Origin of the sequence: Aureimonas glaciei, assembly GCF_014643375.1 — a bacterium.
Taxonomy (GTDB): domain Bacteria; phylum Pseudomonadota; class Alphaproteobacteria; order Rhizobiales; family Rhizobiaceae; genus Plantimonas; species Plantimonas glaciei.
In genome coordinates, this window is the sequence record NZ_BMJJ01000003.1 from 435,880 (window position 1) to 451,054 (window position 15,175).

Genomic DNA, 15,175 nt, shown 5'->3' on the forward strand with positions numbered 1-15,175 from the left:
TGCGCAAAATGTATCGCAGAGCGGCGCGGCTTTGGCCATTCTTACGGTCTGGACCCAGCCTTGGAAGGACACGACATGGCGCTTGGCATGAACCGCGACGTCTTCATCACCTGCGCCGTCACCGGGGCGGGCGACACCGCCGGCCGCTCCGCCAAGGTGCCGGTGACGCCCGAAGAGATCGCCGCGGCCTCGATCGAGGCGGCCGAGGCGGGCGCCGCGGTCGCCCATATCCATGTCCGCGATCCCGTGACCAAACAGGGCTCGCGCGACCTCGCCCTCTACCGCGAGACGGTGCGCCTCATCCGCGCCTCGGGCGTCGACGTCATCCTCAACCTCACCGCCGGCATGGGCGGCGACCTGACGCTCGGCTCGGTCGAGGCGCCACTGCCGCCGTCCGCCGTCGGCACCGACATGGTCGGCGCGACTGAGCGGCTCGCCCATGTCGCCGAGCTCCTGCCGGAGATCTGCACGCTCGACTGCGGCACGATGAATTTCGGCGAGGGCGACTATGTCATGACCAATACGCCGGCCATGCTGAAGGCGATGGCGGCGCAGATAAAGGCGCTGGGCGTGCGGCCCGAAATCGAGATCTTCGACACCGGCCATCTCGTGCTGGCGCAGTGGCTGGAGAAACAGGGCCTGCTCGACGGCCCGGTGCTGGTGCAGCTGTGCATGGGCATTCCCTGGGGCGCGCCGGACGACATCGGCACGCTCATGGCCATGGTCAACAACCTGCCAAAAGACTGGATCTTCTCGGCCTTCTCGATCGGCCGCAACCAGCTGCCCTATGCAGCGCTCGCAGCGCTCGCCGGCGGCAATGTCCGCGTCGGGCTCGAGGACAATCTCTGGCTCGGCAAGGGCGTGCTGGCCTCGAACGGTGATCTCGTCGCCGCGGCGAAGACGACGCTGACTTCGATGGGCGCGAAGGTTCTCACTGCCGCGGAGACGCGGGAGAAGCTGCAACTCAAGAAGCGGGTCTAGGCTTATGACCGGAATCAGAAAAGTCGCCGTCATCGGCGGCGGCGTCATCGGCGGCGGCTGGGTGGCGCGCTTTGCCCAGAACGGGCTCGACGTCGCGGTCTACGACCCGGACCCGCAAGCCGAGCGCAAGCTCGCCGGCCTGATGGAAAATGCCGCGCACGCCTTCGCGGCGCTCATCCCGGGCGACAGGCCGGTCTTCGGTAAGGTCACCTTCGTTTCCTCCATGAGGGAAGCGGTCGAGGACGCGGATCTGATTCAGGAAAGCGCGCCCGAGCAGCTCGCTCTGAAGCAGAAGATCCTCGCCGAGATCGACGCGCATGCCCGCGCCGACGCGCTCGTCGCCTCTTCGACCTCGGGTCTTCTGCCGAGCGACCTGCAGCAGGCGATGCGGCGGCCGGAGCGATTGTTCGTCGCCCACCCGTTCAATCCGGTCTATCTCGTGCCGCTCGTCGAGCTCGTCGCGGGTAACGCCACGGCGCCCGAGACGATCGAGACCGCGAAAGCCTTCTACGCCGCGCTCGGGATGAAGCCCCTGCACGTGCGCAAGGAGATCGACGCCTTCATCGGCGACCGGCTGCTCGAAGCGCTCTGGCGCGAGGCGCTGTGGCTAGTCAACGACGATGTCGCCACCGCCGAGGAGATCGACGACGTCATCCGCTATTCCTTCGGCCTGCGCTGGGCGCAGATGGGGATTTTCCAGGTCTACCGCATCGCCGGCGGCGAGGCCGGCATGCGCCACTTCATGGCGCAGTTCGGCCCCTGCCTGAAATGGCCGTGGACGAAACTGATGGACGTGCCGGATCTCACCGACGCGCTCGTCGACAAGATCTCCGACCAGTCCGACGCGCAGGCGGACGGCCTTTCGATCCGCGACCTCGAGCGCATCCGCGACGACAATCTCGTCGCCATCATGCGCGCGCTCGCCGGCCAGGCCGGCGGCGCCGGCTGGGGCGCGGGCGAGCTGCTCAATACTTATGAGGCCAGCCTTGCCGTCACGCCGTTGCCGAAGGCGGCGCCGGACATCACCCGGCCGCTCGACCTGCACACGGCGACGGTCCTGCCGGAATGGGCCGACTACAACGGCCACATGACCGAATATCGCTACCTCCAGGTGCTGGGCGACGCCACCGACGCGCTGCTCGCTCTGATCGGCCTCGATGCAGAAATGCTCGCCTCGGGCCGCAGCTTCTACACCGTCGAGAGCCATCTGCGACATCTCGCCGAGGGCAAGGTCGGTGACAAGCTGACGGTGTCGACGCAGGTGCTCTCCAGCGACGGCAAGCGGCTGCGGATTTTCCACACGATCACGAACGACACCACCGGCGATGTGGTGGCAACGGGCGAGCACATGCTGCTGCATGTCGACACGACCAGCGGCAAGGCCGTGACCGCCGAGCCGGCGCTTGGCGAGACGATGGCGAAGCTGGCGGCGGCGCATGCGGGGCTCGCCGTGCCGGACGCGGCCGGACGGGCGGTCGGCCAGCCGCGCTGAGCCCCGATCCGTGAAGGGGGAGCGCAGCCGGAGGATGCGCAGGCGGCATCCTCCGCAGGGATCGCTCTCGGTCACGGCATGACCTGGACAATGCGCCGCAGCTCGCCGCTGTTGCCCTCAGCCATTCCAGGCGCAGGTCATGAAGGTCGCGCGGGATCACCCGCCGGTGTCGCACCCGAAAGGTGATCGCCTTGGCGCCTCGCTTCCCGCCGTCCGACGGCTCGTCCGTTCCCAGCCGCCGCCTGTCGCGCCTTGCGCGGCTGGGAGGCATGGCGGCCGGCGTCGCCGGTGGCATGCTTCTGGACGGCGCCAGCCGCTTTGCGCGCGGCGAACGGCCGCGTCTCGAAGACCTTCTGATGACGCCCGCCAATGTCCTGAAGTTGACGGGGCAACTGGCGCATCTGCGCGGCGCCGCCATGAAGATGGGCCAGTTGATCTCGATGGAGGCCGGCGAGTTCCTGCCGCCCGAGCTCAGCGCCATCATGGCGCGCCTGCGCGCCGACGCCGAGCCCATGCCGCGCCACCAGATCCAAAGCGTGCTCGATCGCGCCTGGGGGCCGGGCTGGGCGTCGCGGTTCGAGACTTTCTCCTTCCGGCCGATCGCCGCGGCATCCATCGGGCAGGTTCACCGCGTCCTCACGAAGGACGGGCGCGATCTCGCCGTCAAGATCCAGTATCCCGGCATCCGCCGCAGCATCGACAGCGACGTCGACAATGTCGCGACGCTGCTGCGCCTGTCGGGCCTGGTCCCACGGCACCTCGACATTGGCCCGCTTCTTGGCGAAGCCAAGCGGCAGCTGCACGAAGAGGCAGACTATGCGAGGGAGGCGGACTGGCTGGAGCGCTTCGCGGCGCTGCTCGGCGACAACCCGGATTTTCTCCTCCCGGACGTGCACCGCGACCTGTCCGGCGACACCATCCTGGCCATGACCTATATCGCGAGCGTGCCGATCGAGACGCTGGAGCGCGCCCCGCAGGAGGAACGCGATCGGGCAGCTAGGCTCCTCCTGGACCTCGCCTTTCGCGAGCTGTTCGACTTCCAGCTGATGCAGACCGATCCCAATCTCGCGAACTTCCGCTACCAGCCGGAGACGCGCCGGATCGTTCTGCTCGATTTCGGCGCCACGCGGGCCTTCAGCGCACCGTTCGCCGAGGCGTGTCGCGCGCTGGCCGCCGCTGGCCTCGCAGACGACCGGTCCGGCGTGCATGCGGCGCTGACCGCCATCGGCCTCATCGACGACACCGTTCCGCAGCGCCATCAGGACAAGGTCATGGCGATGTTCGACAGGGCGAAGGCGCCGCTGCTGCAATCCGACATCTTCGATTTCGGCGACACCCGGTTTCTGCATGATCTCCGCGAGCAGGGAATGGACTTCGCCAGCGATCGTGACGGCTGGCGCCTGCCGCCCAACGACGCGCTGTTTCTCCAGCGCAAGTTCGGCGGAACCTATCTCCTGGCCTCGCGCCTGAAAGCACGCCTCGACGTGAAGGCGCTGCTGTCACCCTATCTGCGCCCCTCGGAAATGACCGCCGGCAACGGGGCGACCATACGTTTTGGTGATGATTGTTGATAGGACGCAAGCGCTTGCTAGGTTTCATTTGCAACCGGCACTGCCGATCTGCCTGAATGGAAGCGAACCTGCGATTGTCCCATGCCTATCTGAACCGCGTTCGTTCGGCAGTCCCCGAGAACGAAGTGCATCGATACTTTCTCCGCTTCGCCGCCTCACAACTCTCCGAGGATCCCCGCCGCCAGACCGTGTTCAACCGGATGGCCGACAAGGGCGGGATCGAGCATCGCTATTCCTGCCTCGTGCCATCCGGCGATCCCGAAGGGGAGTGCCTGGATGCCGGCAATCTCTACCGGCGCGGGGCCTTTCCCGGCACGGCCCGGCGGATGGAGATTTTCGAGGACCAGGCGCATCGGCTGGCGACGCGGGCCGTCGAGGCGCTGGACCTGGGCGACGAACGCAGCCGCATCACGCATCTGATCGTCGCGACCTGCACCGGCTTCTCGGCGCCCGGCATCGACCTCGAAATCGTCGCCCGCTGCGGCCTCGATCCCACCGTCGAGCGCACGCTGATCGGCTTCATGGGCTGCTATGCCGCGATCAACGGGCTGAAGCTCGCCCGCCACATCGTCCGCTCGGAGCCGGAGGCGCGGGTGCTCGTCGTCAACATCGAGCTCTGTACGCTGCATCTGCGCGAAACCAAGGATCTGGAGAAGCTTCTCTCCTTCTGTCTCTGGGGCGATGGCTGCACGGCGGCGCTGGTCACTGCCGATCCCGTCGGCCTGCGACTCGACGGCTTCAAGGCGCTGCTCGCCGCCGACACGGCCGATCTGATGAGCTGGAGCGTGCGCGACGACGGGTTCGACATGGTGCTCTCCGGCCGCGTGCCCCGCGCCATCGAGGAGACGCTGGGCGCGCACCGCGACGTCTTCCTGCGCGGGGCGGCGGTCGCGGACATCGATCTGTGGGCCGTCCATCCGGGCGGGCGCTCCGTGCTCGATTCCGTGGAACGGGCGCTGGACCTGCCGGCGGACGCCCTCGCGCCCTCGCGAAACGTGCTGCGCGACAAGGGCAACATGTCGTCGGCGACGGTGATGTTCGTGCTGGAAGACATGCTAGCCTCCGCCGAGACCGGCATGCGCGGCTGCGGCATGGCCTTCGGCCCCGGCCTGACGGCCGAGACGATGCTGTTCGAGGCGGTCGGATGAGCTCGTCGCGCCTCGCCCGGCGCGAGGTTCTGCCGGAAATCCTCGACGACCTGGCCGAGGACGATCCGCGGGCGGTGGCCTCGCGCCGCGATCTGCGCCGGGTCAACGCGCTGATGTTCCAGACCAGCATCGCCCGCGGCCTGCTGACGCGGCATCTGCCCGCGCCGCCGCGGCGGATCCTGGAGATCGGGGCAGGGGACGGCAGCTTCATGCTGGCGATCGCGAAGCGCCTGCAGGCGCGCTGGCCGGCGGTCGACCTCTTCCTCCTCGATCGCCAGAGCCTGGTGACGCCGGGCCGAATCGCCGAATTCGCCGCGCTGGGCTGGACCGTCCATGTCGTCGAGGCCGACATTTTCGCCTTTGCCGAGACATCAGCAAACGAGCGTTTCGACGCGATCACCACCAACCTCTTCCTGCATCACTTCGAGGACGGGCCGCTCGGCGAGCTGCTCGCCTGCCTCGCGCCGATGGCGCCCGTCTTCCTCGCCACCGAGCCGCTTCGCGGTGCCTTTCCGCTGGTGGGCGCGCGTCTCCTCTGGGCGATCGGCGCCAATGACGTGACCCGGCACGATGCCGCCGTCAGCGTGCGCGCCGGCTTTGCCGGCACCGAGCTCTCCCGTCTCTGGCCGGCAGATTCGGGCCGCCGGCTGGAAGAGGGCCGCCGCGGGCTGTTCACCCACGCCTTCGCGGCGGTGACGGCGACCCAGCGGACCTGAGGGGAGGCGCAGCAGCGGCCGGCAGCCGCCGCTGCTGCTGATCGCTCCCACCGCAGAGCCGCCCGCCGCGCCGGAAAGTCGCGTCGGTGGCCGGCAAGCCGCCGTGAAACGGCCGGCCGGTTGGTGCCCGCATTCTGACACATCCTTGCCTTGATCCAGATCAAGGCACGCCTCCTTGCCCCGCGCTACCCGAAGTCCCCACGAGCCGGCCTTTCCGGCACGGGGAACGTCAGACGCGACAGGGGGTCCAGGATGAAATTCGGAACGGAGGCGACGGTAGTCGGCCTCGGGGCGCTGATGGCGCTTCTGGCGGCTCTGGCCGCGGCGGATGCCGCGTTCCAGAGCCATGCCTATGTCCTTCTCATCGTGCTCGGCACGGCGGCGATCGTGCTCTTGCGCAACGACACGCCCGTCGGCCAGTCCGCCGCGATCTTCGGCGTTCGGGACGACGGCGCCTATTGCGACGGCGTCGTGCGCGCCGGCGCCATCGCCACCGTGTTCTGGGGCGTCGTCGGCTTCCTCGTCGGCGTCGTCGTGGCCGGGCAGCTGGCCTATCCCGAGCTGAACATCGAGCCCTGGTTCAATTTCGGCCGGATGCGGCCGCTGCACACCTCGGCGGTGATCTTCGCCTTCTGCGGCAACGCGCTCCTGGCGACATCCTTCTACGTGGTGCAGCGCACCTGCCGGGCGCGCCTGTTCGGCGGCGACCTCGCCTGGTGGGTGTTCTGGGGCTACCAGCTGTTCATCGTCATGGCGGCGACCGGCTATCTCCTCGGCATCACGCAGAGCCGCGAATATGCCGAGCCGGAATGGTATGTCGACATCCTGCTGACGGTCGTCTGGGTCGCCTATCTCGTCGTCTTCCTGGGCACGCTGATGAAGCGGACGGAGCCGCACATCTACGTCGCCAACTGGTTCTACCTCTCCTTCATCGTCACCGTGGCGATGCTGCATGTGGTCAACAACCTCGCCATCCCCGTCTCCTTCCTCGGCACCAAGAGCTATTCCGCCTTCTCGGGCGTCCAGGATGCGCTGACGCAGTGGTGGTACGGCCATAACGCCGTCGGCTTCTTCCTCACCGCCGGCTTTCTCGGCATGATGTACTACTTCATCCCGAAGCAGGCGAACCGGCCTGTTTATTCCTACCGGCTGTCGATCATCCACTTCTGGTCGCTGATCTTCCTCTACATCTGGGCCGGCCCGCATCACCTGCACTACACGGCGCTGCCGGACTGGGCGCAGACGCTCGGCATGGTGTTTTCGATCATGCTCTGGATGCCCTCCTGGGGCGGCATGATCAACGGCCTGATGACGCTCTCGGGCGCCTGGGACAAGCTGCGCACCGACCCGATCCTGCGCATGATGGTGCTCGCCGTCGCCTTCTACGGCATGGCCACCTTCGAGGGCCCGATGATGTCGATCAAGTCGGTCAACTCGCTCAGCCACTACACCGACTGGACCATCGGCCACGTCCATTCCGGCGCCCTCGGCTGGAACGGCATGATCACCTTCGGCGCGCTCTACTATCTCGTCCCGCGCCTGTGGAACAAGGAAGCGCTCTACAGCCTGAAGCTCGTCAGCTGGCACTTCTGGCTCGCCACCATCGGCATCGTCATCTACGCGGCGTCGATGTGGGTGTCGGGCATCATGCAGGGCCTGATGTGGCGCGAATACGATCCGCAGGGCGGGCTCGTCTACTCCTTCGCCGAGACCGTGGCGGCGCTGCATCCCTACTACCTCATGCGTCTCAGCGGCGGCCTGCTCTTCCTCGCGGGAGCTCTGGTGATGACCTTCAATCTGGTGATGACGATCCGTGGACCGGAGGCGGTCGCGGTGGCGGCGACCCCGGTCGCGGCGGAATAGGAGCGGCCTCAATGAAACTTCCCACCGCCCGCAGCCTGGTCAAGAGCCACGGCAAGGTCGAGCGCAACGCCTCGCTGCTCCTCGTCCTCTCCCTCGTCGTCGTGATGATCGGCGGCATCGTCGAGATCGTGCCGCTCTTCTATCTCGAGAACACCATCGAGAAGGTCGAGGGCATGCGGCCCTACACGCCGCTGGAGCTGGCCGGACGCGACATCTACGTCCGCGAGGGCTGCTATGTCTGCCACAGCCAGATGATCCGGCCGTTCCGCGACGAGGTCGAACGCTACGGCCACTACTCGCTCGCTGCCGAATCCATGTACGACCACCCCTTCCAGTGGGGATCCAAGCGCACTGGACCGGACCTCGCCCGCGTCGGCGGCCGCTATTCCGACGAATGGCACGTCGCCCATCTGCAGGACCCGCGCTCGGTCGTGCCGGAATCGGTGATGCCGACCTATGCCTTCCTGTCCACGACTGAGGTCGACATCCACAACATCGGCGCGCACCTGGCCGCCAACCGGGCCGTCGGCGTGCCCTACACCGACGAGATGATCGCCTCGGCGCTCGCCGATGCCCGCACCCAGGGCAGCGCGACGGCCGATGCCACCGGCCTGCAGGGTCGCTACGCCAAGGCGGGCGCCCGCGACTTCGACGGCAACGCGGCCAAGCTCACCGAGATGGACGCGCTGGTCGCCTATCTGCAGATGCTTGGCACCCTCGTCGATGTGGAAGCCTACAAGCCGGCGCCGGCCGAGACGCTGGAGACGAGCCAGTGACCTACCACGCGCTGCGAGAATTCGCCGACTCCTGGGCGCTGCTCGGCATGACCGTCTTCTTCATCGGTGTCGTCATCTTCGTCCTGTTCCGGCCGAAAGCGCGCGACCATGCCCGCGATGCCAAAATGATCCCGTTCAGAGAGGATGAAAAAGATGGCCAATAACGACAGCGACAAGCGCGAGATCGACGCGGCCACCGGCACGCCCACCACCGGGCACGACTGGGACGGCATCAAGGAACTCGACACCCCAATGCCGCGCTGGTGGCTGTGGACCTTCTACGGCTGCATCGCCTTCGCCGCCGTCTATGTCGTCCTCTATCCGGCGATCCCGATGGTCAGCCGGGCGACCGACGGCCTTCTCGGCTGGTCGTCGCGCGGCGACCTGACGACGGAAATGGCCGGCGCCGTGACGGCGAAGGCCGGCTTTCGCGACCAGATCGCGGCGGCCTCGATGGACGAGATCATCGCCGACCCCGAACTGTTCCGCTTCGCCGCCGGCGCCGGGCGCTCGTCCTTCTCGGTCAACTGCGTGCAGTGCCACGGCTCGGGTGCCGCCGGCAGCGTCGGCTATCCCAACCTGCAGGATGACGACTGGGTCTGGGGCGGCGCCCCCGACGAGATCTATCAGACCATCGCGCACGGCATCCGCAGCGAGGATCCGGACGCCCGCGTCTCCGATATGCCCGGTTTCGGTCGCGACGGCATTCTGGAAAGGCCGGCCATCCTCGACGTCTCCGCCTATGTCATGACCCTTTCCGGAGCCAAGGTCGCCTTCGGCGATCCCACCAACGGCCAAACGGTCTTCGCCGAGAACTGCGCCGCCTGCCATGGCGAGAGCGGCGAGGGGATGAAGGAGTTGGGCGCGCCGGCGCTGAACGACCCGATCTGGCTACGCGTGACCGATCAGAACGGCGTCGTCGCCCAGGTCGTCAATCCCCGGCACGGCGTCATGCCGGCCTGGGAGCCGCGTCTCGGCCCGGTCGCGGTGAAGGAACTGGCCGCCTATGTCTACTCGCTCGGCGGCGGCGCGGCGCCCGTCAAGGCGGCATCGAACTGACGTCATCATCGGCAGCTTAGGCTGCCGCGACACCGCGCCACGGCCGGCCTCGCAAGGGCCGGCCGTGGCGTTTGCACGGGGCTTGATCTGCATCAAGGCGAAGCCGGCCGTCCTTCGGCATGACCCGTTGGGGCTCCCGAGACGGAGCGTCCCGCCGGAGACCCCCATGCTCGTTCACGACAGCGTCGATCGCCTCAATGCCCTGCCGGTCAACAGCGCCGACCGCCGCGGACCGCTGTTCGCCGCGCGCGAAAAAATCCATCCCAAGCGCGCCGAGGGCAGCTATCGCCGCCTGAAGTGGATCATCATGGCGGTGACGCTGTCGATCTACTACCTGACGCCCTGGCTGCGCTGGGACCGCGGCGTCGGCGCGCCGGACCAGGCGGTGCTGGTGGATCTCGCCAACCGGCGCTTCTACTTCTTTTTCGTCGAGATCTGGCCGCAGGAATTCTACTACGTCGCCGGCCTCCTGATCATGGCGGGCCTCGGCCTCTTCCTCGTCACCTCCGTCGCCGGCCGTGCCTGGTGCGGCTACGCCTGTCCGCAGACGGTCTGGGTCGATCTGTTTCTGGTCGTCGAGCGCTTCTTCGAGGGCGACCGCAACAAGCGCATCGCCCTGGACAAGTCGCCGATGTCGCTGGAAAAATTCGGCAAGCGCCTGGGCAAGCACGTGGTCTGGCTACTGATCGCGGTCCTGACCGGCGGCGCCTGGATCTTCTACTTCGCCGACGCGCCGACGCTGCTGCGCGACGTCGTGACGCTCAACGCCTCCTCGGTGGCCTACACCACGATCGCCCTTCTCACCGCGACGACCTACGTCTTCGGCGGCTTCATGCGCGAGCAGGTCTGCACCTATATGTGCCCCTGGCCGCGCATCCAGTCGGCGATGCTGGACGAGCAGTCGCTGACCGTCACCTACAACGACTGGCGCGGCGAGCCGCGCTCCCGCCACCAGAAGAAGGCGCTGGCCGAGGGCCAGCCGGTCGGCGACTGCGTCGACTGCAACGCCTGCGTCGCCGTCTGCCCGATGGGCATCGACATCCGCGAGGGCCAGCAGATGGAGTGCATCACCTGCGCTCTTTGCATCGACGCCTGTGACGCGGTGATGGACAAGACCGGGCGCGAGCACGGCCTGATCTCCTATGCGACGCTCGCCGACTACGACGCCAACATGGCGCTCGCGCGGGGCGACGGTGAGGCGATCGACCCGGCCAAGGTGCGCGATCCCGTCACCGGCAAGCTCGCCTCGGGCGTCGCGCATTTCCGGTGGCGCCACATGGCGCGGCCGCGCACCCTGGTCTACCTCGTCCTCTGGTCGGCGATCGGCGTCGCCATGGCTGTCTCGCTCGCCACGCGCGACCGCCTGACGACCTCGGTTCAGCATGACCGCAACCCGCTCTACGTCAGGCTCTCCGATGGCGGCGTGCGCAACGCCTACACGGTGAAGATCGCCAACATGACGAATGCGCCGCGGCTGGTCACGCTCGGCGTCGAGGGGCTTCCGGGCGCCGTCGTCGCGGCACCAGGCCGCGCGCTCGAGGCCGGCGGCGTGTCGGTCGAGGTGCCGCGCGACCGGGTCGAGATGGTCCGGCTTCTCGTCTCGCAGCCGCGCGGCAGCGGGACCGGCCAGCGGCGGGATTTCACGATCACCGTCACCGACGCCGCCCGCGGCGAGACCAGCCGCGCCGCCGCCGTCTTCGAATCTCCCGAGGAATAATCCGATGTTCAAGCTTCCCTGGCGCGAATTCACCGGCGGGCACATGCTGATGGCCATGCTCCTGTTCTTCGCCACCATCATCGGCGTGAACCTCATCATGGCCTATTCCGCCGTTTCCTCCTTCGCCGGCCTCGTCGTCGACAATTCCTATGTCGCCAGCCAGCACTTCAACGAGAAGCTCGCCTCCATGCGCCAGCAGCAGGCGCTGGGCTGGACGGTCGATCTCGAGGTGCTCGCCGATGCCGTCACCGTCGACGTGCGCGATGCTCAGGGCGCGCGGGTGGCGACCCAGGTCGACGTCGAGATGACGCGGCCGACGACCAACCGCGACGACCATTTCCTGCATGCCGACCAGAGCCTCGGCCCGGTGCATCTGCCGACGACCCTGAAGCCGGGCGCCTGGGACGCCACCGTCTCGCTGTCGACGGCCGACGGCGAGACCTTCCTCACCACCCGCCGCGTCGTCATCGGCGCGCCGGCAGAGGTGCCGCAATGACCTGCTGCGGCGACGGCACGGCGCTCGACGCCCGCCTGCTGGCCGATCCCGACGAGATGCGCGCCGAAGAGTTCCGCCGCTCGGGCCACCGCCACGAGGACGGCACGGTGCACTATCTGCTGGTCGCGCCCGGCATCCATTGCGGCGCCTGCATCGCCCGGATCGAGAAGGCGCTGGCCGCCTTGCCCGGCGTGCGCTCGGCACGCGTCAATTTCTCCACGCGCCGGGTGATGGTGACGGCGGACGCCACGCAGGCCGATCCCTTCGCGATCGTGCGCAGCGTCGAAGCGCTCGGCTATCCCGTGACGATCGGCGTCGAGGGGAAGGCGGCCGATCGCGATCCGGTCCTGGCCGAACTCATGCGGGCGCTGGTCGTCGCCGGCTTTGCCGCGGCCAATGTCATGCTCCTCTCTGTCTCGGTCTGGTCGGGCGCGGAAGGGGCGACGCGGACGCTGTTCCAGCTCATCTCCGGCGTCGTCGCCGTTCCCGCAGTGCTCTATGCCGGCCGCCCCTTCTACCGCTCGGCCCTAGGCGCGCTGCGCAATCGCCACGTCAACATGGACGTGCCGATCTCGCTCGGCGTTCTCCTGACGCTGGTCAAGAGCATCTACGAGGCGCTGTTCGGCAGTGGCGAGACCTGGTTCGACGCCTCGCTGACGCTGCTGTTCTTCCTGCTCATCGGCCGCGTCCTCGACCATGCGATGCGCGAGCGCGCCCGCAGCGGCATCGCCAGCCTCGGCCGCATGGCCGCGCGCGGCGCCATGCGCGTCGGCACGGACGGACGGCTCGACTATCTCGGCATCGAAGAGATCCGGCCCGGCATGCTCCTCCACGTCGCCGTCGGCGAGCGTTTTCCCGTCGACGGCGTCCTGTCCGGCAGCGCCACGACCGAGGCCGACCGGTCGCTCGCGACCGGCGAAAGCGTTCCCGCCCGGCTGGGACCGGGCGACCCCATCGAGGCCGGGGCGCTGAACCTTTCGGCGCCGGTGACGCTGAAGGCGACGGCCGATGCCGAGCACAGCCTGATCCAGGAAATGCTCCGGCTGATGGAAGCGGCCGAGCAGGGCAAGGCGACCTATGTCCGTCTCGCCGACCGGGCCGCCGCGCTCTACGCGCCGATGGTGCATCTGGCTTCCGCGCTCACCTTCGTCGGCTGGATAGTGGCGACGCGCGACTGGCACCAGGCGCTGACGGCGGCGATAGCCGTCCTGATTATCACCTGTCCCTGCGCCTTGGCACTGGCGGTGCCGGTCACCCAGGTCGTCGGCGCCGGCATTCTGATGCGGCGCGGCGTTCTCGTGCGCACCGGCTCGGCCTTCGAGCGCATGGCCGAAATTCGCGCGGCGGTCTTCGACAAGACCGGCACGCTGACGCTGCCGAGCCTGTCGGTCGACGGCGGAAAACTCGCCGACGAGGATCTGCGGCGGGCGGCGGCGCTCGCCCGGGAAAGCCGGCACCCGCTTTCCCTCGCCGTCTCGGCGCTGGCCCGGAGCCGAGCCCTGCCGGCCGCCGAGGCCGGGGACGTGGCGGAACGCCCCGGCGAGGGCCTCGAGGGAACCGTCGACGGCGTCCGCAGCCGTCTTGGCCGCTGGGATTTCGTCCGGGCGATCGCCGGCGGCGACGGTGCCACGGAAGAGGGCGGTCTCTGGTTCGCCCGCGATGGCGGGACGATGATCCGTCTGCCCGTCCAGTCCGTGCTGCGGCCGGACGCGCTGGCGACGATGGCCGTCTTCGACGCGGCGGGCATTTCGCGCCGGATCCTCTCCGGCGACAGCGCGGAAGCGGCGGGCGAGACCGGCGCGGCGCTGGGTTTTGCCCCCGCGCAGGTCTCGGCGCGGCTGTCGCCGGCCGACAAGGCGGCGCGCATCGCCGCGCTCGCCGCCACGGACGGACCGGTGCTGTTCGTCGGCGACGGCATCAACGACGCGCCGGCGCTCGGCACCGCGCATGTCTCGATCACGCCAGCGGACGCGGCCGAGGTCGGAAGGGCGAATGCCGATTTCGTCTTCACCGGCCAGTCGCTCCAGGGCGTCGGCGACGCCTTCGCCGTCTCGCGGGCGGTCATCACCTGTGTCCGGCAGAACTTTGGCCTCGCCATCGGCTACAACTTCATTGCCGTGCCGCTCGCCGTCCTCGGCTATGTCACACCGCTCCTTGCCGCCATCGCCATGTCGAGCTCCTCGCTCGTCGTCGTCGGCAATGCGCTGCGGCTGCAGTGGCAGTTCCGCCGTCCGCGACAGGGCCTTTCGGATCCGAAGCCGGTGGCCCCCGTCCTTCCCGCCAGCCAGTGGGTCGCGCAATGACCAGCCTGCTCATCCTTATTCCCGTCGCGCTCGGCCTCGGCCTCGTCGGCCTCTTCGGTTTCTTCTGGTCCTATCGCAGCGGCCAGTTCGACGATCCCGAAGGCGACGCCCTGCGCATTCTCGACGACGAGAACCCGCCCGAGCCGGTGGCCCGGAAGCGATCCGGCCCGGCCTGATCGGGACGGGCAGTTTCGGGAGGGCCTGGTCGAACAGGGCTGTCCGGCGCGGCGTCGCGCCGCATCGAGCCGCGGCCAACAAAAGTGTTTCCTTCCGCCGGCCCTGCTTTCAGGATGGCGCCGCGATTCGGGTGGGCGTCAGGCCGGCCGAAGGAGGGAGCGCCGATGCGCAGAGACAGGGGCGGGGAGTTTCACTGGCCCTATTCCGTGGCCGAACTCTGGGCCGACGGCGTCGTCCACGTTCTGGGCGTCGTGCTGGCGCTCGCCGGGGCCGTGGTCTTCTTCGTCGTCATGTCCGGACGGGCCAGCGCGGTCGAGCTGTCGACCTGCGGCGTCTATCTCGCCACCCTCGTCCTCTCGATCGCCGCCTCCGCCGCCTACAATGTCTGGCCGGTGTCGCGGACGAAATGGCTGCTGCGCCGGCTCGACCACTCGGCCATCTTCCTGCTCATCGCCGGCACCTACACGCCCTTCATCGCCAAGATGGGCCTGTGGTGGATGCTGGCCGGCGTCTGGACCGTCGCCGCGATCGGCGTGTTCCTCAAACTGTTCCGGCCCGGCCGCTACGACCGCCTGGCGATCCTGCTCTACCTCGCGCTCGGCTGGAGCGGCATCGTCACTTACGAGCACATGGTGGAATCGCTGCCGCCGAGCGTGCGCGAACTGATCCTCGCCGGTGGCGTCGTCTACTCGCTCGGCGTCGTCTTCCACGTCTGGGAGAAGCTGCGCTTCCAGAACGCCATCTGGCACGGCTTCGTGCTCGTCGCCGCGTCGATCCATTTTGTCGCGGTCTGGTTCTCGATTACCGTCTGACCCGGGCGGGCGACCCTGCCGTGTCGCGAGGGGCGCCGTACTGGGGCGCCGCTCGCGGGGCCGG

At 68.3% G+C, this 15,175-nt stretch carries 14 protein-coding genes; all 14 read left to right on the forward strand.

All coding sequences use genetic code 11. From position 1 onward, the window contains the following. Nucleotides 1–75: 75 nt before the first annotated feature. The 14 genes from IEX88_RS08805 (at nt 76) to trhA (ending at nt 15,111) form a co-directional block, all read left to right on the forward strand. Nucleotides 76–981: a beta-keto acid cleavage family enzyme gene (locus tag IEX88_RS08805; RefSeq protein WP_210319254.1), complete on the forward strand. Its 906-nt coding sequence runs from the start codon at nt 76–78 to the stop codon at nt 979–981. 4 nt (nt 982–985) lie between these two features. Next, a complete protein-coding gene (locus IEX88_RS08810) occupies nt 986–2,473 on the forward strand; it encodes a carnitine 3-dehydrogenase (RefSeq protein ID WP_188850202.1) in 1,488 nt (495 codons plus the stop codon). Between the two features lie 191 nt (nt 2,474–2,664). Further along, nucleotides 2,665–4,044 carry an ABC1 kinase family protein gene (locus tag IEX88_RS08815; RefSeq protein WP_244639969.1) on the forward strand — a complete coding sequence of 460 codons (1,380 nt, stop codon included), beginning with the start codon at nt 2,665–2,667 and terminating at the stop codon, nt 4,042–4,044. Between the two features lie 74 nt (nt 4,045–4,118). Next, nucleotides 4,119–5,192, forward strand: a complete 1,074-nt coding sequence (locus IEX88_RS08820; protein ID WP_244639971.1) for a type III polyketide synthase — start codon at nt 4,119–4,121, stop codon at nt 5,190–5,192. After that, complete coding sequence (locus IEX88_RS08825; RefSeq protein WP_188850204.1) at nt 5,189–5,908, forward strand: methyltransferase domain-containing protein; 720 nt, start codon at nt 5,189–5,191, stop codon at nt 5,906–5,908. The genes IEX88_RS08820 and IEX88_RS08825 overlap by 4 nt, the downstream gene beginning before the upstream one ends. A gap of 252 nt (nt 5,909–6,160) precedes the next feature. Continuing rightward, nucleotides 6,161–7,771: a cytochrome-c oxidase, cbb3-type subunit I gene (gene ccoN, locus IEX88_RS08830; protein ID WP_188850205.1), complete on the forward strand. Its 1,611-nt coding sequence runs from the start codon at nt 6,161–6,163 to the stop codon at nt 7,769–7,771. A gap of 11 nt (nt 7,772–7,782) precedes the next feature. Beyond that, nucleotides 7,783–8,547, forward strand: coding sequence for a cytochrome-c oxidase, cbb3-type subunit II (ccoO, locus tag IEX88_RS08835; RefSeq protein WP_188850206.1), 765 nt, complete (start codon nt 7,783–7,785; stop codon nt 8,545–8,547). Beyond that, nucleotides 8,544–8,711, forward strand: coding sequence for a cbb3-type cytochrome oxidase subunit 3 (locus IEX88_RS08840; RefSeq protein ID WP_188850207.1), 168 nt, complete (start codon nt 8,544–8,546; stop codon nt 8,709–8,711). The genes ccoO and IEX88_RS08840 overlap by 4 nt, the downstream gene beginning before the upstream one ends. Beyond that, nucleotides 8,701–9,606: a cytochrome-c oxidase, cbb3-type subunit III gene (gene ccoP, locus IEX88_RS08845; RefSeq protein ID WP_188850208.1), complete on the forward strand. Its 906-nt coding sequence runs from the start codon at nt 8,701–8,703 to the stop codon at nt 9,604–9,606. Before IEX88_RS08840 ends, ccoP begins: the two co-directional genes overlap by 11 nt. 166 nt (nt 9,607–9,772) lie before the next feature. Then, nucleotides 9,773–11,323 carry a cytochrome c oxidase accessory protein CcoG gene (gene ccoG, locus IEX88_RS08850; protein WP_188850209.1) on the forward strand — a complete coding sequence of 517 codons (1,551 nt, stop codon included), beginning with the start codon at nt 9,773–9,775 and terminating at the stop codon, nt 11,321–11,323. Nucleotides 11,324–11,327: 4 nt separating this feature from the next. Next, complete coding sequence (locus tag IEX88_RS08855; protein WP_188850210.1) at nt 11,328–11,819, forward strand: FixH family protein; 492 nt, start codon at nt 11,328–11,330, stop codon at nt 11,817–11,819. Beyond that, the gene (locus IEX88_RS08860) at nt 11,816–14,122 is read left to right on the forward strand and encodes a heavy metal translocating P-type ATPase (RefSeq protein WP_188850211.1); all 2,307 of its coding nucleotides are present in this window, start codon (nt 11,816–11,818) and stop codon (nt 14,120–14,122) included. The genes IEX88_RS08855 and IEX88_RS08860 overlap by 4 nt, the downstream gene beginning before the upstream one ends. Continuing rightward, entirely contained in the window at nt 14,119–14,298 is a 180-nt protein-coding gene (gene ccoS / locus IEX88_RS08865; RefSeq protein ID WP_188850212.1) for a cbb3-type cytochrome oxidase assembly protein CcoS, read from the forward strand. Before IEX88_RS08860 ends, ccoS begins: the two co-directional genes overlap by 4 nt. A 165-nt stretch (nt 14,299–14,463) precedes the next feature. Continuing rightward, complete coding sequence (gene trhA, locus IEX88_RS08870; protein WP_188850213.1) at nt 14,464–15,111, forward strand: PAQR family membrane homeostasis protein TrhA; 648 nt, start codon at nt 14,464–14,466, stop codon at nt 15,109–15,111. Nucleotides 15,112–15,175: the final 64 nt, after the last annotated feature.

What these genes read in the sequence shown, in the direction of transcription:
- IEX88_RS08805 (WP_210319254.1), top strand. Translation starts at nt 76, where the DNA reads ATGGCGCTTGGCATGAACCGCGACGTCTTCATCACCTGCGCCGTCACC.
- IEX88_RS08810 (WP_188850202.1), top strand. Translation starts at nt 986, where the DNA reads ATGACCGGAATCAGAAAAGTCGCCGTCATCGGCGGCGGCGTCATCGGC.
- IEX88_RS08825 (WP_188850204.1), top strand. Translation starts at nt 5,189, where the DNA reads ATGAGCTCGTCGCGCCTCGCCCGGCGCGAGGTTCTGCCGGAAATCCTC.
- ccoN (WP_188850205.1), top strand. Translation starts at nt 6,161, where the DNA reads ATGAAATTCGGAACGGAGGCGACGGTAGTCGGCCTCGGGGCGCTGATG.
- ccoO (WP_188850206.1), top strand. Translation starts at nt 7,783, where the DNA reads ATGAAACTTCCCACCGCCCGCAGCCTGGTCAAGAGCCACGGCAAGGTC.
- ccoP (WP_188850208.1), top strand. Translation starts at nt 8,701, where the DNA reads ATGGCCAATAACGACAGCGACAAGCGCGAGATCGACGCGGCCACCGGC.
- ccoG (WP_188850209.1), top strand. Translation starts at nt 9,773, where the DNA reads ATGCTCGTTCACGACAGCGTCGATCGCCTCAATGCCCTGCCGGTCAAC.
- IEX88_RS08855 (WP_188850210.1), top strand. Translation starts at nt 11,328, where the DNA reads ATGTTCAAGCTTCCCTGGCGCGAATTCACCGGCGGGCACATGCTGATG.
- IEX88_RS08860 (WP_188850211.1), top strand. Translation starts at nt 11,816, where the DNA reads ATGACCTGCTGCGGCGACGGCACGGCGCTCGACGCCCGCCTGCTGGCC.
- ccoS (WP_188850212.1), top strand. Translation starts at nt 14,119, where the DNA reads ATGACCAGCCTGCTCATCCTTATTCCCGTCGCGCTCGGCCTCGGCCTC.
- trhA (WP_188850213.1), top strand. Translation starts at nt 14,464, where the DNA reads ATGCGCAGAGACAGGGGCGGGGAGTTTCACTGGCCCTATTCCGTGGCC.